General features: G+C 74.3%; 20 protein-coding genes and 1 tRNA gene. 14 read left to right on the top strand and 7 right to left on the bottom strand.

The features are described from left to right. Nucleotides 1–36: 36 nt before the first annotated feature. Nucleotides 37–432, bottom strand: a complete 396-nt coding sequence (locus IH09_RS40750; RefSeq protein ID WP_052860539.1) for a chaplin — start codon at nucleotides 430–432, stop codon at nucleotides 37–39. 887 nt (nucleotides 433–1,319) lie between these two features. On the opposite strand from IH09_RS40750, the gene IH09_RS29325 reads away from it, so the two are divergent. After that, nucleotides 1,320–2,642, top strand: coding sequence for an NAD(P)-binding domain-containing protein (locus tag IH09_RS29325; RefSeq protein WP_110952658.1), 1,323 nt, complete (start codon nucleotides 1,320–1,322; stop codon nucleotides 2,640–2,642). A gap of 95 nt (nucleotides 2,643–2,737) precedes the next feature. Here the strand turns inward: IH09_RS29325 and IH09_RS29320 are convergent, their stop codons facing one another. Next, nucleotides 2,738–3,238 (bottom strand): hypothetical protein, encoded by a 501-nt coding sequence (locus IH09_RS29320; RefSeq protein WP_244934258.1) that lies wholly within the window; start codon nucleotides 3,236–3,238, stop codon nucleotides 2,738–2,740. A gap of 285 nt (nucleotides 3,239–3,523) precedes the next feature. On the opposite strand from IH09_RS29320, the gene IH09_RS29315 reads away from it, so the two are divergent. Next, nucleotides 3,524–4,954 (top strand): tetratricopeptide repeat protein, encoded by a 1,431-nt coding sequence (locus tag IH09_RS29315; RefSeq protein ID WP_240150611.1) that lies wholly within the window; start codon nucleotides 3,524–3,526, stop codon nucleotides 4,952–4,954. A 70-nt stretch (nucleotides 4,955–5,024) separates the two neighbouring features. Here the strand turns inward: IH09_RS29315 and IH09_RS29310 are convergent, their stop codons facing one another. Continuing rightward, nucleotides 5,025–5,618, bottom strand: coding sequence for a histidine phosphatase family protein (locus IH09_RS29310; RefSeq protein ID WP_052860538.1), 594 nt, complete (start codon nucleotides 5,616–5,618; stop codon nucleotides 5,025–5,027). A gap of 214 nt (nucleotides 5,619–5,832) precedes the next feature. Between IH09_RS29310 and IH09_RS29305 the strand changes: the two genes are divergently transcribed. The 10 genes from IH09_RS29305 (at nucleotide 5,833) to IH09_RS29260 (ending at nucleotide 13,939) form a co-directional block, all read left to right on the top strand. Continuing rightward, nucleotides 5,833–7,131, top strand: coding sequence for a hypothetical protein (locus IH09_RS29305; protein WP_052860537.1), 1,299 nt, complete (start codon nucleotides 5,833–5,835; stop codon nucleotides 7,129–7,131). Next, nucleotides 7,122–8,663: a hypothetical protein gene (locus tag IH09_RS29300; protein ID WP_052860536.1), complete on the top strand. Its 1,542-nt coding sequence runs from the start codon at nucleotides 7,122–7,124 to the stop codon at nucleotides 8,661–8,663. Before IH09_RS29305 ends, IH09_RS29300 begins: the two co-directional genes overlap by 10 nt. After that, the gene (locus IH09_RS29295) at nucleotides 8,660–9,994 is read left to right on the top strand and encodes an AAA domain-containing protein (protein ID WP_052860535.1); all 1,335 of its coding nucleotides are present in this window, start codon (nucleotides 8,660–8,662) and stop codon (nucleotides 9,992–9,994) included. Before IH09_RS29300 ends, IH09_RS29295 begins: the two co-directional genes overlap by 4 nt. 136 nt (nucleotides 9,995–10,130) lie before the next feature. Further along, complete coding sequence (locus tag IH09_RS29290; protein WP_052860534.1) at nucleotides 10,131–10,388, top strand: hypothetical protein; 258 nt, start codon at nucleotides 10,131–10,133, stop codon at nucleotides 10,386–10,388. Next, nucleotides 10,363–10,893 carry a DUF6879 family protein gene (locus tag IH09_RS29285; protein ID WP_052860533.1) on the top strand — a complete coding sequence of 177 codons (531 nt, stop codon included), beginning with the start codon at nucleotides 10,363–10,365 and terminating at the stop codon, nucleotides 10,891–10,893. Before IH09_RS29290 ends, IH09_RS29285 begins: the two co-directional genes overlap by 26 nt. A gap of 27 nt (nucleotides 10,894–10,920) precedes the next feature. After that, a complete protein-coding gene (locus IH09_RS29280) occupies nucleotides 10,921–11,769 on the top strand; it encodes a helix-turn-helix domain-containing protein (RefSeq protein ID WP_052860532.1) in 849 nt (282 codons plus the stop codon). A gap of 62 nt (nucleotides 11,770–11,831) precedes the next feature. Beyond that, nucleotides 11,832–12,077 (top strand): hypothetical protein, encoded by a 246-nt coding sequence (locus IH09_RS29275; protein WP_094795582.1) that lies wholly within the window; start codon nucleotides 11,832–11,834, stop codon nucleotides 12,075–12,077. Nucleotides 12,078–12,593: 516 nt separating this feature from the next. Continuing rightward, nucleotides 12,594–12,974, top strand: coding sequence for a hypothetical protein (locus tag IH09_RS29270; RefSeq protein ID WP_052860530.1), 381 nt, complete (start codon nucleotides 12,594–12,596; stop codon nucleotides 12,972–12,974). A gap of 187 nt (nucleotides 12,975–13,161) precedes the next feature. Further along, on the top strand, nucleotides 13,162–13,809 hold the full coding sequence (locus IH09_RS29265; RefSeq protein ID WP_052860529.1) for a bifunctional DNA primase/polymerase: 648 nt from the start codon (nucleotides 13,162–13,164) through the stop codon (nucleotides 13,807–13,809). Nucleotides 13,810–13,865: 56 nt separating this feature from the next. Further along, nucleotides 13,866–13,939: transfer RNA gene (locus IH09_RS29260), tRNA-Lys, on the top strand. 114 nt (nucleotides 13,940–14,053) lie between these two features. Here the strand turns inward: IH09_RS29260 and IH09_RS29255 are convergent. After that, on the bottom strand, nucleotides 14,054–15,298 hold the full coding sequence (locus tag IH09_RS29255; RefSeq protein ID WP_052860528.1) for a M6 family metalloprotease domain-containing protein: 1,245 nt from the start codon (nucleotides 15,296–15,298) through the stop codon (nucleotides 14,054–14,056). A gap of 361 nt (nucleotides 15,299–15,659) precedes the next feature. Between IH09_RS29255 and IH09_RS29250 the strand changes: the two genes are divergently transcribed. Further along, a complete protein-coding gene (locus IH09_RS29250; RefSeq protein ID WP_052860527.1) occupies nucleotides 15,660–17,483 on the top strand; it encodes a putative bifunctional diguanylate cyclase/phosphodiesterase in 1,824 nt (607 codons plus the stop codon). A 61-nt stretch (nucleotides 17,484–17,544) separates the two neighbouring features. On the opposite strand, the gene IH09_RS29245 is transcribed toward IH09_RS29250, so the two are convergent. The 3 genes from IH09_RS29245 to IH09_RS29235 form a co-directional block, all read right to left on the bottom strand. Beyond that, nucleotides 17,545–18,675, bottom strand: coding sequence for an MsnO8 family LLM class oxidoreductase (locus IH09_RS29245; RefSeq protein ID WP_052860526.1), 1,131 nt, complete (start codon nucleotides 18,673–18,675; stop codon nucleotides 17,545–17,547). Nucleotides 18,676–18,761: 86 nt separating this feature from the next. Then, nucleotides 18,762–19,511 (bottom strand): maleate cis-trans isomerase family protein, encoded by a 750-nt coding sequence (locus IH09_RS29240; RefSeq protein ID WP_052860525.1) that lies wholly within the window; start codon nucleotides 19,509–19,511, stop codon nucleotides 18,762–18,764. A 122-nt stretch (nucleotides 19,512–19,633) separates the two neighbouring features. Next, nucleotides 19,634–20,566 carry a maleate cis-trans isomerase family protein gene (locus tag IH09_RS29235; protein WP_052860524.1) on the bottom strand — a complete coding sequence of 311 codons (933 nt, stop codon included), beginning with the start codon at nucleotides 20,564–20,566 and terminating at the stop codon, nucleotides 19,634–19,636. 202 nt (nucleotides 20,567–20,768) lie between these two features. Between IH09_RS29235 and IH09_RS29230 the strand changes: the two genes are divergently transcribed. Beyond that, nucleotides 20,769–21,734 (top strand): D-2-hydroxyacid dehydrogenase, encoded by a 966-nt coding sequence (locus IH09_RS29230; protein ID WP_052860523.1) that lies wholly within the window; start codon nucleotides 20,769–20,771, stop codon nucleotides 21,732–21,734. Nucleotides 21,735–21,787 lie beyond the last annotated feature (53 nt).

Genomic DNA, 21,787 nt, shown 5'->3' with positions numbered 1-21,787 from the left:
TCGCCGGTCCGAGGCCCTTCCGGACCGGCACCCGGATCACCTGTCGATGCAGGTGTTCCCGAAGGCCGGGTTGAGGAGCCCGATCACATCGATGCTGTTGCCGCACAGGTTGATCGGGACGTTCACCGGCACCTGGATGGTGTTGCCGCTGAGGACGCCCGGGGAGTGCGCGGCGAAGCCGTAGGCGGCAGCACCGTGGCGCCCCTCGCGACGACCGCCGTCCCAGCCGCCGCGGCGGCCCTCGCGACGGCCGCCGTCGAAACGGTCACCGCGCCGGCCGTCGAAACGGCCTTCGTGGCGACCGTCGTGCCGGCCACCGTGCCTGCCGTCGTGACGGCCGCCATCGTTGTGGGCCGTGGCGATACCCGCGCCACCCAGCACCATGGTGCAGGTGGCCGTGGCCAGCGCAGCGGTCTTGACGATCCGCTTCATCACCATTCTCCTTTCAGTTCGCGAATGGGGCATCGGACTCAACGAGCGATTTGAGTCGGGGATGCGGTCATTCATCCTTCAAGACGTTCGGCCAAAAGGCGCGCTGCGACCCGCCGAAGTCCGGTATTCCGCTGATCGGAATCCCGGGCGGGCATCCGGCGTGCCTGTCGCGATTTCCCGCATGCTTTCTGTCAGAGTGCACTCCTGTTTGGCTGAGAGAAGTCGGAGAGGGAGCCATGCGGAAGTCGATGGGCCGCACCCGGCGCGGAGTCCGGTGCGCCCCGGTGTCCTTGACACCGTCGGCCACTCCGTCAGCGGCATCCGCACCGGCACCCGGGGGATCCCGGCGCGCGATCCGGTTACCCGCGACGCCCGCGGCCATACCGCGGCATTCGGGTGGCGGAATTGACGTATATGCCGTCCCGGCCGGCCGGCGCGCTCCGTTTCGCGTCCCGGATTCCGCCGTCCCGGCGAATGATGTGGCGGCTCGGGCGCGCCGCATTCGGCCGCGAAACGGCCCGGCGGCCCGATTGTCGGAATACTCCCGCATTTGATTTCGGCGCATTCGGCGGCAGACGCGTTCGGCGGTCCGGCGGCGGTCTTCCCGTTTTCCGGTGCGCCGCCCGCGATACGGAATATCCGCGCGAGACGCGGACCGGCACCGGACGCCGAGCGCCGCGCCGCGGGGAATTCCCGTGGAGTTCCGCCGGCCCGGTGCCGAACGGAGCGGTGCGCGGGCCGCCGCCGGATTCGCCGGCCCGCCGCGGGCCCGTACGGCACCCGGACCGCGGACCGCGGCGGACGCGCCGCCCGGTGGCGGGCCCGGCACCGGCGCGGCGGGCGGTGCGGGCCCGCCGTCGCACGATGAGAGAGAGCAGGGAACTTCCATGTACGACCTGGTGGTGGTGGGCGCCGGCCCCTACGGACTCTCGATCGCCGCGCACGCGGCGGCGGCCGGTCTGAGCCTGCGGATCCTGGGGCGGCCGATGGCCCTGTGGCGCGACCATATGCCGGACGGCATGCTCCTCAAGTCCGAGGCGTGGGCCGCCCACCTGTCCGACCCGGCGGGCGAGCACACCCTGGCGGACTACTGCACGGCCCGCGACATCCCGGTGCGGCACGGTGTCCCGCTGCCCGTCCGGACGTTCACCGCGTACGGCCGGTGGTTCGGCGAGCGGACGGTGCCGCAGGTGGAGGAGGTCACGGTCATCTCCGTGCACCCCGCGGGCGGCGGCTTCGGGGTCACGACGGACGGCGGCGAGACCATCGCGGCCCGCACCGTCGTGCTCGCCGTCGGCGTGCTGCCGTTCGTCAACCGTCCGATGCCGCTGCACGGTCTGCCGCCGGCCCTCGCCTCGCACAGCAGCGACCACCGCGTGCTGAGCCGCTTCGCCGGCCGGGACGTCACGGTGCTCGGCTCCGGCCAGTCCGCCCTGGAAACCGCGACGCTGCTGGCCGAACAGGGCGCCACGGCCCGCATCGTGGCCCGCGCCGGACGGCTCCGCTGGGACGCCCCGCCGCAGCCGCTGGACCGCGGACGGCTGCGGGCGCTGCGCGATCCGCACGGCGGACTGGGCACCGGGTGGGCGAACTGGGCGTGGTCGGAGACCCCCTGGGCGGTACGGCGGCTGCCCGCCACGACGCGGGTACGCATCGCCGAGACGGCGCCGGTCCCGGCGGGCGCCTGGTGGCTGCGGGACCGCTTCGAGCCCGCCGTACCGGTCGTGCCGGGGCACCGGATCGCGGCCGCCGACGCCCGAGGCGACGGGGTGCGGCTCGCCCTCGTCCGCGGGGACGGCACCGTCAGATCCCTGGAGACCGAGCATGTGGTGGCGGCCACCGGCTTCACCCCCGACCTCGGCCGGGTGCGGCTGCTCGACGCCCGGGTGCGCGGCGCGCTGCGGACGGTGGGCGCCAGCCGGGCGCCCGAACTGAGCGGGTGCTTCGAGTCCTCCTGGCCCGGTCTGTTCTTCGCGGGGCTGCTGACCGCGCCGTCGTTCGGCCCGTCGATGCGCTTCGTGTACGGCGCGCACTTCACCGCCGGGCGGCTGCTGCGCGGGGTGCAGCGCCGGCTGGTCGACCGGCGCGGCGGCGCCGTCCACCGTCCGCCGGCGGACGACATCCGGGTCGCGGCGGGCGCCGCGGCACGCCGTACGGCGACGGTGCTGCCGCCGCGCCGGCGGGCGCCGCGGTCGCGGACACCGCAGTGAGGGGCCGCCCGGCACCGGACGGCCCCTCACTGATGTATCTGTCTCGGCTGCGCACCGCGGTCGCGGCCGGTGCGCACCGGCCGCGACCGCGGTGCTCACCGGCAGCGGTCGACGGCCTCGATCGTGCGGGCCGCCTCACCGAGCGCCGCGCGCAGCACGGCCGGATCGGTGGTGGGCGCCGCCGCGAACGCGCCCTCCGGGGGCACCAGCCAGCCGGTGCCCGTCACCGGCGGCTCCGGGTCCGCTCCCTCGCCGCCGCAGACCGCGCCCGGTGCGGCCCCGCGCCCGTAGGTCTGGGTGCAGGCGCTGCCCGGTACGTCCCAGCCGGCGGCCGTGCCGGGGGGCACCAGGAAGCCGAGGGTGTCGCAGGCGCCGTCGTGCAGGACCGGGCCGACGCCGTTGCGCAGCCGCAGGATGTCGACGGCCTCCAGGCCCTGCCGGGCGGGCACGGTGACGAGGTCACAGGGCTGCGCGTGCTCCGACAGCACCCCCAGGTCCCTGGCGGGCCGGCGCCCGGTGCCGCCCGGTGCGCCGCCTCCGGAGTGCGCCGGACGGCCGACGGCCTGCCCCGCGGAACCCTTGACGCCCCTGCTCACGCCGGTCTCCCACACGGAGAACCCCTCCTCAATGCACGCGCCGCACCCTTTACCCGTTGTTCAACGGCGCAGGACGTCAACAGCTACGGCGGCATAACGCTGCAAAGGTTGGCACTTCATGGCAGATCGCGGGTGGGATATCCGGTTTGTAGCCAAACCCTGTGTGCTGCCCCCATCACACCCGGTACGGTCATCTCCCGCCGCTCCGCCCGGCCGCGAACCCGCCGCACCAGGGCACAGCAGAGGGCAGTCAGAGGGCACACAGAGGACACGGAGAAGTCCGCCATGCCGTCGCCACCAGCGCATTCAGCGTCGTCCCGCACTGTACCCACCCGCCCGAACACCGCCTTCCGGCAGTTGCGCGGGCGGCTGTCGCCGGGTGAGTTCGCGGCGGCGGTCCGGCGGTCCGCCCGGGAGATCGGCGAGCAGGTCTCGTGCGACGCCCGCTATGTGGGCCGCGTCGAGTCCGGGGACATCCGGTGTCCGAACTACGCGTACGAGCGGGTGTTCCGGCATATGTTCCCCGGTCTGACGCTGCCCGACATGGGCTTCGCACCGCGCGAGACGGTGCGCGGACGCGGGGCCCGGGCGGCGGCGGCCGGTGCCACTCCCCTGCTGTCCGCCGCCGCGCCGCTGATGGCCGGTCCCGGCGATCCCGGTGTCCCGCTCCGCACCGGGGGCCCGGCTCCGGCCCCGCACCTTTACGGGTCCACCGCCACCGTCCCCGGCCCCCGCGTACCGTCCGGCCGCCGCGCCGGCGCGGCGGAGGCGGCCGCCGTCGAGGAGGCCGTCCGCCGGATCCGACTGCTGGACGACCGGCACGGCGCGGAGGGCCTCTACCACCGCGCCGCCCGGCCGCTGCGGGCCGCCTACGCGCTGCTGGACACCGGCGTCCACCGCCGTGCGGTCGCCGCCCGGCTGCACCTCGGAACGGGTGAACTCGCCCTCTCCGTCGGCTGGTTGGCGCATGACTCGGGCCGCTTCGACGACGCCCGCTCGCACTACGCCGAGGCGCTCGCCACCGCCCGGGTCCACGACGATCCGGCCCTGGAGGCGCACGCCTTCTGCAATACGTCCTTCCTCGCGCGCGACGCCGGCCGGCCCCGGGAGGCACTGCACGCCGCGCAGGCCGCGCAGCGGGCCGCCGAGCGGCTGGCCTCGCCGCGGCTGCGGTCGCTGCTGGCGCTGCGCGAGGCGGGCGGCTGGGCGGGGCTGGCGGACCGTACGGGGTGCGAGCGGGCGCTCGCGGCGGCCCGGCGGCTGTTCGCGGCCGGGCCGCGCGAGGACGACCCGGAGTGGATGACCTTCTACGGCGAGGCCGAGCTGGCGGGTCTGGAGGCGCAGTGCTGGTCGGCCCTGGACGACCGGGCGCGCGCGGCGCGCCACGCGCGCCGGGCGGTGGCCCTGCAGGATCCGCACTTCGTCCGCAACATCGCCCTGTTCACGGCGGAGCTGGCGGACGATCTGGCGCACAGCGGTGCGCCCGAGGAGGCCGCCGCGACCGGGAGCCGGGTGCTGACGCTGCTGACGCAGGTCCGCTCGGCCCGGATCCACACGATGCTCGACGGTACGGCCCGTGCGCTGCGGCCGCACCGCAGCTCCGCCGTGGTGGCCGGTTTCCTGGACCGGCACGCGGCGCCGCCGGCCCCGGCCGGTCCGGTCGCGCACCGGGACCCGGCGAAGTACCCGGGCCCGGCGGGCGGTCGGCCTGCCTGAGGTCCGGCCCGGCGTCGCGGCTCCCCCGGCCGGTGTCCGCGGGGCGAGCCGGCGCCGGGCGCGGCGCGTCTCAGCCCAGGTGACCGGTGTCGTTCCAGCGCTCGATCGCCGGCTCCCCGTAGGCCCAGCCGAGCACCGACAAGGAGGTCGGCTCCAGGCGGATGCGGGCGCCGAAGGAGATGTCCAGGCCCAGCCAGCGGGCGCCCAGGGCGCGCAGGATGTGGCCGTGCGCGAAGACCAGCACGTCGTGGTCGGCCGCGCGCACCCGGTCGACGACCTCGTCCGCGCGCGCCGAGACCTCGGCGAGCGTCTCCCCGTCCGGCACCCCGTCGCGCCAGATGAGCCAGTCGGGCCGCCCGGCCTTGATCTCGGCGGGGGTCAGGCCCTCGTAGGCGCCGTAGTCGAACTCCATCAGCGCGTCCCAGTCCTGTGCCCGGTCGCCGAAGCCGGCCAGTTCGCAGGTCTCCTTGGCGCGTACCAGGGGGCTGGTGCGGATCTCGGCGCCCGGCAGGCCGTTCCAGGGGGTGCGGTGCAGCCGCTCGCCCAGCAGCTTGGCGCCGCGCCGGCCCTCGTCCAGCAGCGGGATGTCCGTACGGCCGGTGTGCCTGCCGGAAAGGGACCACTCCGTCTGCCCGTGCCGGGCCAGGAGAATGCGCGCTGCCATGGGGTGTACCTCTCGCCGAATTCCTCGGCTTCTTGTCGCTCGATGCGGGTGGTGGACGGCCCAATCATCGCGCATCGGGTCATTTTGTCCGTAACCGGGAGGGCGTCGGGCGGGCCCGGTGTCCGGCGGCGGGCGCGGTGCGGGGCGGGCGGCGGGAGGAGGCCGCGCGCGGGCGCCCCCGCGGTTGTCAGTGCCGGATGCGAGACTTCCGCGGGTGAACGTTTCCCGCGAGAGTGGATCCGCGGCGGCCGTACCGCCGGCGGAGCAGCCGACGCCGGGCCTGCGGCAGCGGCTCACCGAGCTGCGCGGCCCCGGTGTCCGGCCGCGTGCGCTCGACGCCCGCGCGCTCGCCGCGCTGGCCGCCAACCCCGGCTGCCGGCGCCGCGCGCTGCTGGACGGCGCGGGCGTCGACAAGGCCGCGCTGGCGCAGGCGCTCGGCTCCCCCGCCGCGTACGGCCGGTCCCAGTTCGCGATCGTCCGCGGCAACGCCTTCGAGGCGCGGGTCAAGGCCGACGGCGGCGCGGAGCTGATGCGGCTGCTGCGCGAGCGGCTGCGGCCGGGCGCCGCGGGACCGCAGGAGGCGGCCGGGGATGCGGAGACCGCCGTCCCCGATCTGTCCGCCGCCGGTCCCGAGGGCCGTGCGGCGCGGACGGCGCTGGCGCTGCGCGCGGCGACCGAGGCGGGCGGCTGGTCGCTGCTGGACCATCCGCTGCTCGCCGTCGAGGTGGCCGGTTCGCCCGCCTATGTGGAGCCGGACGCGGTGGTGGTGCATCCGGACGGCGGCTGGACGGTCGTGGAGATCAAGTCCTTCCCGATGATCGACGGCGCGGCGGACGCCGCCAAGGTGGGCGCCGCGGCCCGGCAGGCGGCGGTCTACGTCCTCGCCCTGGAGCGGGTGGCCCGGCAGGTGGCCGCGCGGACCGGCCGCGAGGTGCGCGTCCGCGACCGGGTGCTGCTGGTCTGCCCGAAGGACTTCTCCAACCTCCCCACCGCCGCGGCCGTCGACATCCGCCGGCAACTGTCCGCGACCCGGCGCCAGTTGGCCCGGCTCACCCGGGTCGAGGAGATCGCCGCCGCACTGCCGCCGGGCACCACCTTCGATCTGCGGCTCGCGGACGACGGCACGACGGCGACCCGCCCGGCCGGGGAGCTGGCCACGGCCGTGGCGGCGGTCGACGCGGATTACGCCCCCGAGTGCCTGGCCGCCTGCGAGCTGGCCTTCCACTGCCGCGGACGCTCCCGCGAGGACGGCGCGGTGGCGGCACTGGGCCGCGGCCTGCGCGGCGAGCTGGGCGGTCTGCGCACCATCGGGGAGGTTCTCGCGGCGGCGGCCGGACCACCGGGACCGCCGGCGCAAGGGTCCGCCCCGTGCGGCGGCTACCCGGACAGCCCTGACAGCCCTGATGACCCCGCCGTCACCGCCCTGCGCCGGGCGGCCGCGCTGCGCGCCGAGGCGCTGGCCGGCGCCGCCCCGGTGGCGGGCCGCCGACCCGAGGAGCCGGGATGTCACTGATCGAGACGCTGGCCCGGATGGAGGCGGTGGCGGCCGGCCGCGCCCGGCCGCTGACCACGGTCCGCCACCGCCACCTCTCCGAACGCCCCCTGGTCCTGGTGCCGTTGACGACCTCCGGCGAGGCCGGCGCCCCGCTCGGCGCGCTGGTCGGCACGGACCGCGAGAAGCCGCTGCTGCTGGCCGTACCGCAGCCGCGCGACCGCGATCTGCGGTTCGCCTTCCTCGCCGAGCTGGCCGAGGCGGTGCTGCCGTACCTGGACGGCTTCGCGGACGGCATCGAGTGGGAGGAACGCCAGGAGACCGACCCGGAGACCGGCAAGAAAGTCCCGGTCCAGGTCGAACTCTGCGCGGACGCACCGCAGTTGATCGTGCCGAGCACGCCCGGTGTCGGGTACGTACGGCTGCTGGGCCGCTCGATGCGGTTCCGCCGGACGGCCGAGCAGGATCCGCAGGCGCCGTATCCCGCGCCGCCGCAGGTCCCGCTCCTGGGCCGCTGGTTCACGCATGTCGGCGAGCGGGCCCGGGTGCCCGGCGCGAGTCTGCTGCTGCCCATGACGGGGCTGCTGACCCGCCACTGGGCGACCGGCCAGAGCATGCTGGAGGACCAGCATCTGGGCGCGCTGCTCGTCTGGATCGACCCGCCGCCGGGGACCTCGGGGCGGGCCGCGGCCGAGTACGCGGAGTCGGCGCGGGACGCGGACGGCCAGCTGCGCTGCCCGCCGGCCGGGCCCGCCACCGACCCGGCGTTCGACAACCGGCTGCTCGCCCCCGCGATGGCCCGCTACGACGCCGGACTGCCGGGCGCCGAGGACGGCGTCCGCGACCTCGTCGAGAGCCTGCTGCGGCCGACCTGGGACGCCGTGTGGCACGGCATCGACCTGCTGCGCGCCCTCCCGGCGGGCGCCCACGTCGCCGACCGCTGGAAACGCGACCGCTGGTCGTACACCGCGCACCGCGACCGGGTACGCGCCGGGGAGCCACCGCAGCCCCGCCGGGACGACGCCGTCACCGCCGCGCGGAAACTCTCCGCCCGGGAGAGCGCGCAGGCGCAGCTGGACGCGCAGGAGGCCCTGGACGACCCGCTGGTGATGGCGGGTCGGCGGCTGGCCGGTGCGGCGTTCCAGGGCACCGTCACCGCGGTCGAGCCGGCGTTCTCCGAGGGCCGGCGGCCGATGCCGCGCCCGCTCGTCACGCTGCGCACCGCCGACCGGCCGCAGCTGTCCGAGGGCGGCAAGCTCTACCGCTCACTGGCCGACGGGAAGACCCAGACCGCCGAGTTCGCCGGGTTCGCGCCGGACGAGCCGGATGCGCCGGTGGTGCGGCTGACCGGCGGCATGGGGCGCGGCCGGGAGCCGGCGCCCGGTTCGGTGCCGGAGCCGGACGACACGGTGTGCTGGACCCTCTTCGAGCACGCCCCGCGCGGCGGCCCCGCGCTGCCCGACCCGCAGGACACTCCCTGGACGCACGGCGGCCCGCCGCCGGACCCGGCCGCGGAGAGCCCCGACCCCGTGACCGCGGAGGATCTGCTGTGACCGGCACCCGCACCCCCGCCGCGGCGGCCGCCGCCGCGACCGACGCGATCCTGCACGACACGCTGCACGGCGACCACCGCGGAGTGGTGGTCGACTCCCCGCCCGGCGCCGGCAAGTCCACCCTGGTGGTCCGGGCGGCCCGCGAACTGGCCGCCGCGGGGCGCCCGTTGATGGTGGTCGCGCAGACCAACGCCCAGGTGGACGACCTGGTGCTGCGGCTCGCCGAACAGGATCCGCAGCTGCCGGTCGGCCGGCTGCACAGCAGCGAGCCCGGCGCGTACGATCCGGCGCTGACCGGGCTGCCCGCGGTCCGTACGTCCGCGAAGATCGCGGACCTGGCCGAGCTGGACGTCGTCGTCTCGACGGCCGCGAAATGGGCCTTCATCAAGGTGGCCGAGCCGTGGCGGCACGCCATCGTGGACGAGGCGTACCAGATGCGGTCGGACGCGCTGCTGTCCGTCGCCGGGCTCTTCGAACGGGCGCTGTTCGTCGGCGATCCGGGGCAGCTGGACCCGTTCAGCGTGGTCGGCGCCGACCAGTGGGCCGGGCTGGCCTACGACCCGTCGTCGAGCGCGGTCGCCACGCTGCTGGCCCACAACCCCGGTCTGCCGCAGCACCGGCTGCCGGTCTCGTGGCGGCTGCCGGCCTCCGCCGCGCCGCTGGTCTCCGCCGCGTTCTATCCGTACACGCCGTTCCGCAGCGGCACCGGCCACGGCGACCGGCGGCTGGCGTTCGCCGTGGCCGGGGACGGCTCGGGCGTGGACCGCGTCCTGGACGAGGCCGCCGAGTCCGGCTGGGGCCTGCTCGAACTCCCCGCCCGCCATACGCCGCGGACGGATCCGGAGGCGGTGCGCGCGGTGGCCCTGGTGGTGCGCCGGCTGCTGGACCGCGGCGGCGCGGCGACCAGCGAGCGGTCGGCGGATCCGGCGCCGCTGACGGCCGCCCGGATCGCGGTCGGCACGGCCCACCGCGACCAGGCGGCGGCCGTCCGCGCGGCGCTCACCGATCTGGGGGTGAGCGGCGTCGCGGTGGACACCGCCAACCGCCTCCAGGGACGCGAGTTCGATGTCACGGTCGTCCTGCACCCGCTCTCCGGCCGGCCGGACGCCACCGCCTTCCACCTGGAGACCGGCCGGCTGTGCGTACTCGCCTCGCGCCACCGCCATGCCTGCATCGTGGTGTGCCGGGCCGGCGTCGCGGAGCTGCTGGACGAACACCCCTCGACGGAGCCGGTACAGCTCGGCGTGGCGGTGAAGTTCCCGGACGGCTGGGAGGCCCATCACGCCGTCCTGGCACACCTCTCGGAGCACCGGGTGCGGTGGCGGCCTTGAGTTGACGGAGCGGGGGAGGCGGAGGCTCGCAGCGCAGGTGCGGGCTGCACGGCCACTGCCGCGCCCTTGACGCTGACGACTCGCCACCGGGAAGCTCATGCAAGCTGGCGTAAGCCATTCGACACCGGAGGCAGTCATGGCACTGCGGTTCATCGGGATTGATCCGGACACGGGGCAGCAGGGTTCCCCCACCATCTGGGTGGACGAGGAGAACGCGGAACTGGTGCTCCAGGGCCGGAAACCGGACGAGAAGCTGGCGGCGGAGTGCGCGGCGTTCGAGGTTCCCGGACACACGCCGGGGATTCCCCCGCAGGAGGCCGTGATCCGGATTCCGGCCCGTATGGTGCCGATGCTCAGGGAGGCGTGCGATGTCGCAGAACGAGCCGGGATTTGACGAGCTGCTGGCAGCGGCCAAGCACTCGGCCGTGCACTTGGAGATGCGCGACGCGTACGGGGTCGGCGATGAGGCCGAGGATTTCGAGACCTGGCAGCGCACGGGGCAACGGGACGTGGACCCCGCTTCCGAGTACTGGGCGCCTTGGGTTGAGGTGATTCGGGGCACGGTAGCCCGGGGCGTGGTGGTCCGTCGCGCCCGCGTCGTCTCCGAACCGGTCACCGATTACATCCGGTACGAGCACGCCGGCACGGTGGTCAACGTGCGTGCCGGGGAGCGAGTCCGCTGGCTGCCCAGGCGCCAGGCGTCGGACATCGCCCTGCCCGGAAACGACTGTTGGGTGTTCGACGGTGAGACCGTGCTGTTCAACCACTTCTCCGGGGCCGGCGACTGGTCCCGACCGGGCTGGGAGATTCGCTCCGAGCCGGCGGTGGTCCGGCTGGCGTCGGCCGCGTTCGAGGCCGTCTGGGAGCGCGGTATCCCGCACGAGACGTACACGGTCTGAGCCAGCGGAGAGCCGAAGAGCCCACTCATGTCCGCTTCCCCCTCGTCCAGCGCTCAGGCCGCCCGTGAAGTCCTCGCCGCTCGTCTCGGGGAGCTGCGCAGAGACGCCGAGCTGACCGGGCAGGAGCTGGCCCTTCGGTGTGGGTGGAGTCCGGCGAAGTCGTCACGCATCGAGCGGGCCAGGACAGCCGCCTCCGACAGCGACATCCGGGCATGGTGCGCAGCGTGCGGAGCAGAGGACCAAGCCGCCGATCTGGTAGCGGCGAACCGCCGTGCCGACCACATGTATGTGCACTGGAAAAAGCTCCACCGGCACGGGATGCGCCGGGCACAGGAGGAAGTTGTCCCCCTGTACGAGAGCACCCGGCGCTTCCGCGTGTACTGCTCGAACGTCGTGCCCGGCATACTCCAGACCGAGGCGTACGCGACTGCTCTGCTCTCCACTATCGCTGCTTTTCAAGGCACCCCGGACGACTCGCCGGAGGCCGCGGCTTCACGGGTCGAGCGTTCACATGTGGTCCGTGAAGGCGGCCACCGGTTCGCCCTGCTCCTGGAAGAGACCGTGCTCCGGTACCGCATCGGCGACGCCGGCACGATGGCCGGCCAGCTCGGCTACCTGCTGGCGGTGATGGCCCTTCCGAACGTCAGCCTCGGCATCATCCCGTTCACGGCTGAGCGGCGCGTGTGGCCACTGGAGGCGTTCTATCTGTTCGACGACCACCGCACGAGCGTCGAACTGCTCACAGCCGCCGTGAACGTGTCGGCGCCCAGCGAGATCGCCGTGTACGCCGAGGCGTTCTCCCAACTGGCGGAGATGGCCGTCTACGGCTCGGCTGCCCGTGCCCTCATCACAGCGGCGATCAACTCGCTCGGATAATCCTCGTGCAAGATCGTGCAACGACATGGCCCCTCACTTCCGCGCTCCGTAGCGTGCTCGGCATGACGGACGACAAAGCCCCTCACAGGCTGAGGCTCACCGGTGGTGCACGTCTGGTCGGGGACCGTGTCGCCGTCTCGGCCATGGTCTTCCGTGGCCCGGTGCACCTCTCCACAGAGGAGGTGTTCCTGAGCGTCGATGACGCCTCGGTCCTCCAGGCACAGCTCACCCGAGCCCTCGACGAACGCTCGTTCCCCGGTCTGGAACAGCGAGACCGGGACAAGGCCCGTATGCGGCACGGCTTCTGATCAAACTTGAAGCGAGCGGGGTTCCACCCGACGACGGCCCCCGGCGGCGACCACAACGGGCAACGCCGAGGTGCGCCGTAGGACCGGATCGTCCGCACCTGCACCGTGCGGGAGGTGCCCCGGGCGCGGCGGGAGCAGTGTCCGAACGGGCGGACCGTCACCCCTTGGGGCAGCAGCTTCTTCAGCGGTTCGTGCGCGACGCCGAACGGGGTGGACAGGAAGCCTCAGGGGTCGTTCTCCGGTTATCCGGCCTTCATGGTCAACAGGCCCTGATCGAAGAGACGCGCCAGTTGAAATGAGAACGTCCCGGTTTGTTCGGAGAGCTCTCGGCAGGGCGCGGCAGGCCCGGGGCCGGGAGGCCGGCCGCGCCGGCCTGGTGTGCCTCCCGGAGCGCCGCCGGCGGCCCCGGCCCGGGTGCCGTCCCGGCCCCGTGCGGGCCCTTCGGCGCCGTCCCCGAGGGCCTACTTGCGCGGGGCGGGAGAATGGATTGCGGCACACGATCCTGGAGGTACCTTCATGTCCGAGCCGCGACCGGCTCCCGACCCCCGCGGTACGGCGCCCGACCACCGGCGCAGGAAGCCCGCGCCGCTGCTCTTCGAGCCGCCCGAGGACACGGCGGACCCCGAGCACTTCTTCGGCCTGGAGTCGATCGAGGACCCGCGTGAGCTGCTCGGCCGGGCCACCGAGCTGACCAACGCCTTCCGCGCGGCGGCCGACCGCGCGACGGAGTTCCAGGCGCTGGCGGCCGCGCAGCTGGCCGACCCCAAGCGCTTCGACCGGCTGCCGATGCCGGTGCTCGCGGAGCGCGCGGGCTGGACGGAGGACTACGCCCGGAAGATGGTCGAGTTCGGCCGCGGTCTGATGCGGGACGATGTGCTTCTCGACGGCGGGGACTGAGCAACCGGGGCGGGCCGGGGCCCGGCCCTGCACACCGCGCGCCTCATATGTCCCGCGAGAGCTCATGGTCCACGGCCATGGGTTCTTGGCATATGCGGGGCGCGGAAGATACCCCTTACCGGCCCGCCCTGTCCCGGTTTCCGGCAATCAGCGGAATCGGCTCGCGTCGTATCGGTAGACCTGTCCCATGAGCGACTGGCTGCCCGACACTCCCCGCACCCTTGCCTTTCCCACCGCGTCCTACGTGACCCTCGCCGGCGCCGACTGGCTCGCCTCCGCCAGCCCCTACCCGCGCAGTGTGCACGCCCTGTGGGCCGCGCGGCCGGCCGCGCCGAGCGTGCTGCCGTGCGGTACCGCCTTCGACGTGATCAACGCCCCGGCGCTCTTCGGGCGCCGGATGGTGGACCGGTTATGGTCCGCCGGTCCCGGTTCCGGCCCGGTGGCGGCGCACCGCGGCCGGATCCTGCTGTTCGCGGCCCCCGGGACCGCGCAGCGACTGCCCGCGCTGCTCGCCTGGGAGGAGTGGGCCGCCGCCGTCCCGCCGCTGCTGTGTCACGGCAGCGGCGACGCGGTGACCGTCCCGCCGCTGTATCCACGGGGCGCGGCGGACGGTGCGGACCAGGGCGCCGCCGACGCCCCGGCCGGCTCCCGCTGGCTGGTGGCGCCGGACGTCCGCATCCCCTGGCTGCCCGGCCCGGACATCCTGCTGTGGGCCTGTGTCCGTGCCGCCCGCGCGGCGGCCGCCACCGGGCACGGGGCCGAGGCCGGTGCCGAGGCCGGGGCCGGTGCCGACAGCGCCCCGCAGCGGCCCGTTTCGGCCCTGTCCGCTCGCTGAGACAAACCGATTTTTGCCCTCCCCGGTCCGGGTGCTAATGTTTCACCCGTCAGCAGGCGCCGCTAGCTCAGTTGGTTAGAGCAGCTGACTCTTAATCAGCGGGTCCGGGGTTCGAGTCCCTGGCGGCGCACAGACAGTCGAAGGCCCCCACCACGGTGGGGGCCTTCGTCGTACCCGTCGCACGGCCGGTGTCCGCCACGCCGCCGGCGTCCCCGCGCCGCCGGTGTCCGCCACGCCGGGCCCGTCATCCGCGCCCCACCTTGACCGACCAGTCCCCGTCAACCGTCCGCCCCTCGACCTGGATCCGGATGCCGTCCTGGGCGACGTTCAGGCTCTCCCCCACGCCCAGTGGCGCGTCCGCGAGCGGCGGGTAGACGGAGGTGCCGCGGCACGCCTCGGTGCCGGGGTGGCCGTCGAGGACCTGTACGGCGCCGGCCCCCGAGGCGGTGTCGTTGCGGACCCGGTAGACCAGGACACCCTCCTTGCACAGGGAGCGGTCGTTACCGGTCGCGTCGCGCGCCTCGACGGCGAGGGCGCTGCCGGGTCCGGTGCGGACCACCAGCAGCCGCGACCGGCGCTCGTCGCCCGGTTCCATGGGAGCGGACAGGGGCCGCAGCGAGTGCACGGAGGAGGCGCTCGGCTCGGCGCAGTCGACCTGGCGGTCGTCGATCCAGCCGAGCTTCCACTTGTGCCAGGCGAAGGGTTCCGGCGCCAGGCCGAACTGGCTGCCCATGAGGTCCCAGTCGCCCACGTAGGTGTCCCAGTCGCCCTTGCCGCTCTGCGGCCGGTGGTAGAGGTCCGGCAGGTCGAAGACGTGCCCGGTCTCGTGGGCGAGGACGTTGCGGTCCGGCGGGCTCTGCTCGAAGACGGTGACGAACCGGCGCAGATCGGCGTGGCCGACGTGTATCGGCTGGTCGAGGTTGACGACCTTGGTGGCGTCCGAGTCGACGCCCGGGGCGCCGGGGTCGGCGACGAGATAGACCAGGTCGTAGCGGCTGAAGTCGACCGAGGGAGCCGCGGCGGCGACCGCGTCGTGGAGATAGGCCGTACGGCGGCCGGGGTCCCAGTCGCGGCGTATGCCGTAACTGCGGGAGGAGTGCGGCATCCGTACCCATTTCTCCTGGATGTGTGGCCGGAGCCGGAACTTCCCGTACGAGGCGCGGTCGAAGAAGCGGGTGGTCGCGGGGAAGTAGTCCGCGGACAGCTTCCGCGGAGTGAGGGCGGGGCGGGCGTCCGGGAAGGACAGGAAGATCATCACGGCGTCGAGCGGGTGGTCGGGGCGCGGATAGGCGCCGTTCCAGCTGGCGAGGCCCTCGGAGTGGTGGACGTCCGTGCGGCCCAGCGCGCAGCGCAGGGCGGGTGCGGAGGCGGTGGCGGGCCCGGCGCCGACGGAGGTCGCGACCATCGCGCTCAGGGAGGTGGCGACGGCCGCGAGGCGGCGCAGCCGTCGGCGTTCCACCACCCCGTCGGGTGTCCGGATGCACGGCACATCGGCCTCCAGGGAGGAAATCGGGATGCCCCACCCACCCTGTGCCGATTTACCGCTCTTCGCCCTGCTACCGGCGCCCGGACGAGTGACCGCCGGACACCCCCACACCATTACGGAAAGTCACAAACGACCAACGGGGCAATCTACGCGAACAGAGCCGGGCAGAAATGGCTGAAGTTCCGTCACGCGTGCTGATGATCACGGCTGCGTCGCTGGCTCGGCCGTTGCGGCAGCCTCTATGATCGCCACACTTTCCAGCGCGAGATCCCCCCTCCAGCACGAGACAAGCGCCATGCGGGAGCGAGCAGTGAGCGGACACCCCGACAGCACGGGCCGCGCGCCCGGAGCGACGCTTCCTTCAGTGACGGAGCGTGATGGCACGACCAAGGAATCCGGCGGCCGGCCGTGCGCCCGGACCGTCCACTGCACCGACACGGCGCCTCGCGAGCGGACGGCCGCCTCGCTCGGCGACTACCGCACCGCCTTTCACTCCGCCCACCTGGCGATGGCGCTCCTCGACCGCGACGGTCTGGTCCTCGCCGCCAACCCCGCTCTCGGCGAACTGCTCGGCGCCGACCCCGACGACCTGGTCGACGCCACCGCCGCGGACCTCACCGACCTCGGCGCGGACCCGCGGGTGTGGAGCGCGTACCGCGAAGTGCTGTGCGGCCGCGGCGAGCGGCTGCGCTGCACCCGCCGCCTGACCCGCCCCGACGGGCACTCCCGCTGGGTGGAGGTGACCGTCGAACCGCTGGCCGGTGCGGAGCGGGCACTGCTGTCGGTGGTGGACATCAGCGACCGGCACGATCTGCTGGCCCGGCTGCGGCACCTCCAGATGCACGATCCGGTGACCCGGCTGCCCAACCGCGCGCTGTTCTTCGAACGGCTCTCCGCCGCGCTGGAGGCGGCCGCCTTCGAGTCGGCCGGTACGGGCCGGATCGGGCTCTGCTATCTCGACCTGGACGGTTTCAAGGCCGTCAACGACACCCTCGGGCACCGCGTCGGCGACCGGCTGCTGAGCGCGGTGGCGCAGCGGCTGACGCACTGCGCGGACGCCGCCGCGGAGCGCGGGACGAACCCCGGCCGGGGCCGTCTGGTGGCGCGGCTGGGCGGCGACGAGTTCGCGCTCCTGGTGGAGGACTCCACCGGCACCGATCAGCTGGCCGAGCTGGCGCAGTGCGTCCTGGACGCGCTCCAGCGGCCGTTCGACCTGGCCGGGCAGCGACTGTCGGTCTCGGCGAGCATCGGTGTGGTGGAGCGGGCCGCCGCCGGCACCACGGCGACCGGTCTGATGCAGGCCGCGGACACCACGCTGTTCTGGGCCAAGGAGGACGGCAAGGCCCGCTGGACGCTCTTCGACCCGGAGCGCAACGCCCACCGGATGACCCGGCAGGCGCTGTCCAGCACGCTGCGGCCGGCCGTGGACCGCGGCGAGTTCATGCTCGAATACCAGCCGCTGGTCGGGCTGGACGACGGGCGGGCACAGGGCGTCGAGGCGCTGGTGCGCTGGCGCCATCCGCAGTTCGGGACGCTCTCGCCGAATCGGTTCATCGCGCTGGCGGAGGAGAACGGCGCGATCGTCGAACTGGGCCGCTGGGTCCTGGCGCGCGCCTGCCATCAGGCACGCGCCTGGCAGCTGGCGCACCCCGGCGGCCAGCCGCTGTTCGTCAGCGTCAATGTGGCCGTACGCCAGGTGTGGGACTCGGATCTGGTCGCGGACGTGGCCGGCATCCTGGCCGAGTCGGGGCTGCCGGCGCGGCTGCTCCAGCTGGAGCTGACCGAGTCCGCGGTGATGGGTTCGGCGGGCCGGCCGCTCCAGGCCCTCCAGGCGCTCAGCGATATGGGCGTACGGATCGCCATCGACGACTTCGGCACCGGTTACTCCAACCTCGCCTACCTCAGCCGCCTCCCGGTGTCCGTGCTGAAGCTGGACGGGTCCTTCGTGCACGGTTTCCGCTCGCCGGAGCATCCCAATCCGGCGGACGAGATGATCGTGGAGGCCCTGGTCGCGCTGGCGCACCGGCTCGGGCTGACGGTCACCGCGGAGTGCGTGGAGAGCGCGGAGCAGGCCGAGCGGCTGCGCCGGATCGGCTGTGACACCGGCCAGGGCTGGCTCTACTCCCGTCCGGTCGCCCCCGACCGGGTCGCGGAGCTGCTCGACGCGGGCCGCCGCACCGGCCGCTGACCGGCCGGCACCCGGGTCGGCAGCCGGCCGGCGTACAGGCCCCCGGACCGTCGGCCCCGCGTCAGCCCTGCGGCAGCCCGTAGGCGTCGGCGATCAGCTCGTACGAGCGGAGCCGGGCCGGGGCGCCGTGGGCGTTGGCGGTGATCATCAGCTCGTCGGCGCCGGTGCGCTTGACGAGGTCGTCCAGGCCCTGGCGGACCGCGTCCGGGGTGCCGTGGACGACATTGCCGAGCCAGCCGTCGACGAAGTCGCGTTCCACCGCGCTGAAGTGGTGGGCCGCGGCCTCCTCCGGGGTGGGGATCAGGCCGGGGCGGCCGGTGCGCAGCCGGATCATGGAGAGCGCGCCGGTCAGGACCTGCCGGCGGGCCTCCCGCTCGTCCTCGGCGGCCAGCGCCGAGACGCCGATCAGGGCGTAGGGCGCGGCCAGCACCTCGGAGGGGCGGAAGGACGCCCGGTAGAGGTCGAGGGCGGGGACGGTGTTGGCGGCGGAGAAGTGGTGCGCGAAGGCGAACGGCAGGCCGAGCGAACCGGCCAGCCGGGCGCTGAAGCCGGAGGAGCCGAGCAGCCACAGGGGCGGCCGGTGCGCGGACTGCACACCGCCGGGCGAGGTGCCCTGGACCGGGCCGGGGACCGCGTGGATCCGGGCGTAGGGGTGGCCGTCGGGGAAAGTGCCGTCGAGGAAGCGGGTCAATTCGGCCAGTTGCTGCGGGAATTCGTCCGCGCCCTCGTGCGGGGCGGGGGCGCCCGGCCGGCCCGGCGCGGTGCGGCGCAGCGCGGTGGCGGTGGCGCCGTCGGTGCCCGGGGCGCGGCCCAGGCCCAGGTCGACGCGGCCGGGGGCCATCGCCTCCAGCGTCCCGAACTGCTCAGCGATCACCAGCGGCGCGTGGTTGGGCAGCATGACGCCGCCGGAGCCGAGCCGGATCGTCGCCGTGTGCGCGGCGAGGTGGGCGAGCAGCACCGCGGGCGAGGAGGAGGCGACGCCGGGCATGGAGTGGTGTTCGGCGACCCAGTAGCGGTGGAAGCCGCGGCGCTCGGCCGTGCGGGCGATGCCGACGGCGGTGCGCACCGCGTCCGCCGCGGTACTGCCCGCGCCGACCGTCACCAGGTCGAGTACGGACAGCGGGACGGGTGCGGTGCCCCTGGCCGTGCCCCGGATCTCGTCGTCGCCCCGGGTCTCGTCTTCGCCGCTCACGGTACGGGTCCTCCTCGCGTCGCTGGTCTGCGAGCAGGGTAACCGGAGCTCTTCTCCGGTTATTCCCGGGGTGGCGCGCCGCGCGGTCAGGCTCCGTGGTCCGCGGGTCGGCGGGCCGGTGCGCTCCGGGTGAAGAGGGTGCCGAGTGCCGGGCAGGCGATCTCGCGGCCGAGGAGGCGGAGCCCCTCCCAGACCGTGACCTGATTGGCGGTGAGCACCGGTTTGCCGAGCGCCGCTTCGAGGGCGGGCAGCAGCTCCGCGGTGTGCAGGGCGGTATCGGGGAGCAGGACCGCCTCGGCGTCCGGGTGGTCCCCGGCGCGGGCCAGCCGCAGCACCTGTGCGCGGTCCCAGGTGCCGACCTCGGCGGCGGTGAGGATGCCGCTGCCGCGGGTGGCGACCACGTCCGTACCGGCGGCTTTCAGGAACGTGTGGAAGTGCTCGGCGACGTCGGCGGGGTAGGTGGCGGCGATCGCGACCCGCCGGGCGCCGAGCGCGGTGACGGCGTGCGCGAAGGCGAAGGAGGTGCTGGAGGCGGGCAGTCCCGCGGCGGCGGACAGCTCCCTGACCTGTGCGCGGGCGCCGTCCGGGCCGAAGACGAAACTGGCGCTGGTGCAGGCCCAGACGACCGCCTGGGCGCCGCGTTCCCGGAGCTCGGCGACGCCCGCGGCGAGCCGTCCGGCGGCGCCCATCTCCCGTAGCGCGGCCACCCGGTGGGCGTCCTCGCCGATGTCGGTGTGGACCAGCGGCAGGCGGACCGTGCCGCCCAGCAGCGCTTCGAGCCGGGGGTAGTCGTCCTCGGCGGAGTGGCCGGGGTAGAGGAAGCCGACCGATGCCATACGGGTCTCCTTCGCGGATACGGCGGCGGGGCCGCGGCAGGGGCCGCACCGCGGCCGGGGTGGCCGGGGCCGGCGGTGCGCACCGCCGGCCCCGGCCACCCGGTGGGATCTCCGGGCCGCGCTCAGCCCGGCGGCCGGGGGGCGGGGCCCTCGGGCAGACGGGGCGGCGGATCGAGGCCGTCGCCCCACTCGGTGTCGGGCGGCGCCGGCGGGACCGCGAGGGCGGCGGCCCCGGGGTCGGCCCGCGGCGTTCCGTCCGGCGTCCCGCCACCCTGTCCGGGCACCGCGGCCGGTCCGGACATCGCGGCCGGTCCGCGCCGCGCCACCGGGTCGAGCAGCGCCTGGTACGGCCCTACCGCGGCGGCGCCGATGGCGCGCAGCGCGGCCCACATGGTGACCTGGTTGGCGGAGAGCACCGGCATCCGCAGCTCGGCCTCCAGCTGCGGGATGACGTCGTACGTCGGCAGGTTCGTACAGCTGAGGAAGAGCGCGTCGGCCGCGCCGACCGCCGCCGCACGGGCCATGTCGACGACATCGCGGTAGGACACCTTCCAGATGTGCCGGGTCAGTCCGAGGTAGGCGCGGCCGGTGACCGTGATGCCCGCCTCGCCGAGGAAGTCCTCCAGGGAGTCGGTGACGGATTTGGTGTAGGGCGTCACCACGGCGACGCGCCGGGCGCCGGTCTCGCGCAGCGCTTCGACCAGGGCGCCCGAGGTGGTGAGGGCGGGCACCGTCCCCGCCCGGGTCATGGCGGCGCAGATGGCCCGTTCGCCCGCGATCCCGGAGACGAAGCTGCCGGAGGTGCAGACATAGGCGATGACCTGCGGGGATACCGCATGCAGCGCCTGGACGGCGGCATGCAGGGTCTCGTGCTCGCTGACCAGCCTGGCCAGGTCGAGGCCGACCTCGACGGGCACGAAGGGAGTCCGGGTGAGGTGGAGGGACACATCGTCGGGAACCCAGCGCCACAGCTCGCGGTCGAGTGCGAAGTCGAAGGGGGCGACCACGCCCACTCCGAGCTGAGGCTGCGGGCCTCCCAGAAAGGAGACGTCCATGTAGGCCCCTAGGAGAACGGAGGGCTGACGGCCACACCAGTGGCCGTGTATGTGGTACAGCCGGTGCAAGCCGGGACGTCGGGACAGAGCCGTTGTTGACACGGTAGATACGACTTCTTAGCGTGGTCAATCCTCGCATCTCAGGCATCTTTCGGCGCCCCTTCAGTGAAAGGGGCAGACGTTTCGGAACGGTTTCTGGCTCATGTCCGATAGCACTGTTCTCGTCCTCGGTTCCGACCCGCCGCCGAAGCTGGACCGGCTCACCGGCCGGGCCCGGGTGCGCTTCACCGACGAGGCGTCCCTCGCCTCCCGACTCCCCTCCGCCGACGTGCTGTTGGTCTGGGACTTCACCTCCGACGTGGTCCGCCGGGCGTGGCCCGAGCACGGTCCGCGGCCCCGGTGGGTGCACACCGCGAGCGCCGGCGTGGACCGGGTGCTGGGTCCGGCGCTGATCGCCGACGACACCGTGGTGACCAACGCGCGGGGCATCTACGAGCAGCCGATCGCCGAGTACGTCGCCGGTCTGGTGATCGCCATGGCGAAGGATTTCCACGGCAGCTGGGAGTTGCAGCGCCAGCGGCGCTGGCAGCACCGCGAGACGCTGCGGCTGGCCGGCACCCGCGCGGTCGTGGTCGGCTCGGGCCCCATCGGGCGGGCCATCGGCAACACCCTGAAGGCGCTGGGTGTCGCGGTCGAGCTGGTCGGCCGCCGGGAGCGGACGGCGGACCCGGAGTTCGGCCGGGTGCACCCCACCGAGGCGCTGCACGGTCTGCTGGGCCCCGCGGACTGGGTGATCTGCGCGGCGCCGCTGACCGGGACGACCCGCGGGCTCTTCGGCCGGGCGGAGTTCGCCCGGATGAAGCCCACGGCCCGCTTCGTCAACGTCGGGCGCGGCCCGCTGGTCGTCGAGGAGGACCTGGTCGCGGCGTTGCGCGGATGGCGGATCGCCGCGGCGGCGCTGGACGTCTTCGAGCGGGAGCCGCTGCCCGCGGACAGCCCGCTGTGGGACGTACCGCATCTGATCGTCTCGCCGCACATGAGCGGCGACACCCAGGGCTGGCGGACCGCGCTCGCCGAGCAGTTCCAGGACAACTTCGACCGGTGGGCGGCCGGGCAGCCCCTGCGCAACGTCGTCGACAAACGGCTCGGGTACGTCCCGGTGCGCTGACCGCCGCCCGCCCCCTCTGCCCCCTCCCCCCCACCCGCCTCTCTCCTTGCAGC

This window comes from Streptomyces celluloflavus (genome assembly GCA_000720995.1).
GTDB classification, from domain to species: domain Bacteria; phylum Actinomycetota; class Actinomycetes; order Streptomycetales; family Streptomycetaceae; genus Streptomyces; species Streptomyces celluloflavus.
Note: the sequence above shows the minus strand (reverse complement) of the source record. Positions and strands in the feature narration are given on the sequence as shown.

Coding starts and splice junctions, on each gene's coding strand:
- IH09_RS29270 (WP_052860530.1), top strand. CDS start 12,594: ATGTCCGAGCCGCGACCGGCTCCCGACCCCCGCGGTACGGCGCCCGAC.
- IH09_RS40750 (WP_052860539.1), bottom strand. CDS start 432: ATGAAGCGGATCGTCAAGACCGCTGCGCTGGCCACGGCCACCTGCACC.
- IH09_RS29265 (WP_052860529.1), top strand. CDS start 13,162: ATGAGCGACTGGCTGCCCGACACTCCCCGCACCCTTGCCTTTCCCACC.
- IH09_RS29325 (WP_110952658.1), top strand. CDS start 1,320: ATGTACGACCTGGTGGTGGTGGGCGCCGGCCCCTACGGACTCTCGATC.
- IH09_RS29310 (WP_052860538.1), bottom strand. CDS start 5,618: ATGGCAGCGCGCATTCTCCTGGCCCGGCACGGGCAGACGGAGTGGTCC.
- IH09_RS29275 (WP_094795582.1), top strand. CDS start 11,832: ATGACGGACGACAAAGCCCCTCACAGGCTGAGGCTCACCGGTGGTGCA.
- IH09_RS29240 (WP_052860525.1), bottom strand. CDS start 19,511: ATGGCATCGGTCGGCTTCCTCTACCCCGGCCACTCCGCCGAGGACGAC.
- IH09_RS29300 (WP_052860536.1), top strand. CDS start 7,122: ATGTCACTGATCGAGACGCTGGCCCGGATGGAGGCGGTGGCGGCCGGC.
- IH09_RS29285 (WP_052860533.1), top strand. CDS start 10,363: ATGTCGCAGAACGAGCCGGGATTTGACGAGCTGCTGGCAGCGGCCAAG.
- IH09_RS29235 (WP_052860524.1), bottom strand. CDS start 20,566: ATGGACGTCTCCTTTCTGGGAGGCCCGCAGCCTCAGCTCGGAGTGGGC.
- IH09_RS29290 (WP_052860534.1), top strand. CDS start 10,131: ATGGCACTGCGGTTCATCGGGATTGATCCGGACACGGGGCAGCAGGGT.
- IH09_RS29315 (WP_240150611.1), top strand. CDS start 3,524: ATGCCGTCGCCACCAGCGCATTCAGCGTCGTCCCGCACTGTACCCACC.
- IH09_RS29230 (WP_052860523.1), top strand. CDS start 20,769: ATGTCCGATAGCACTGTTCTCGTCCTCGGTTCCGACCCGCCGCCGAAG.
- IH09_RS29280 (WP_052860532.1), top strand. CDS start 10,921: ATGTCCGCTTCCCCCTCGTCCAGCGCTCAGGCCGCCCGTGAAGTCCTC.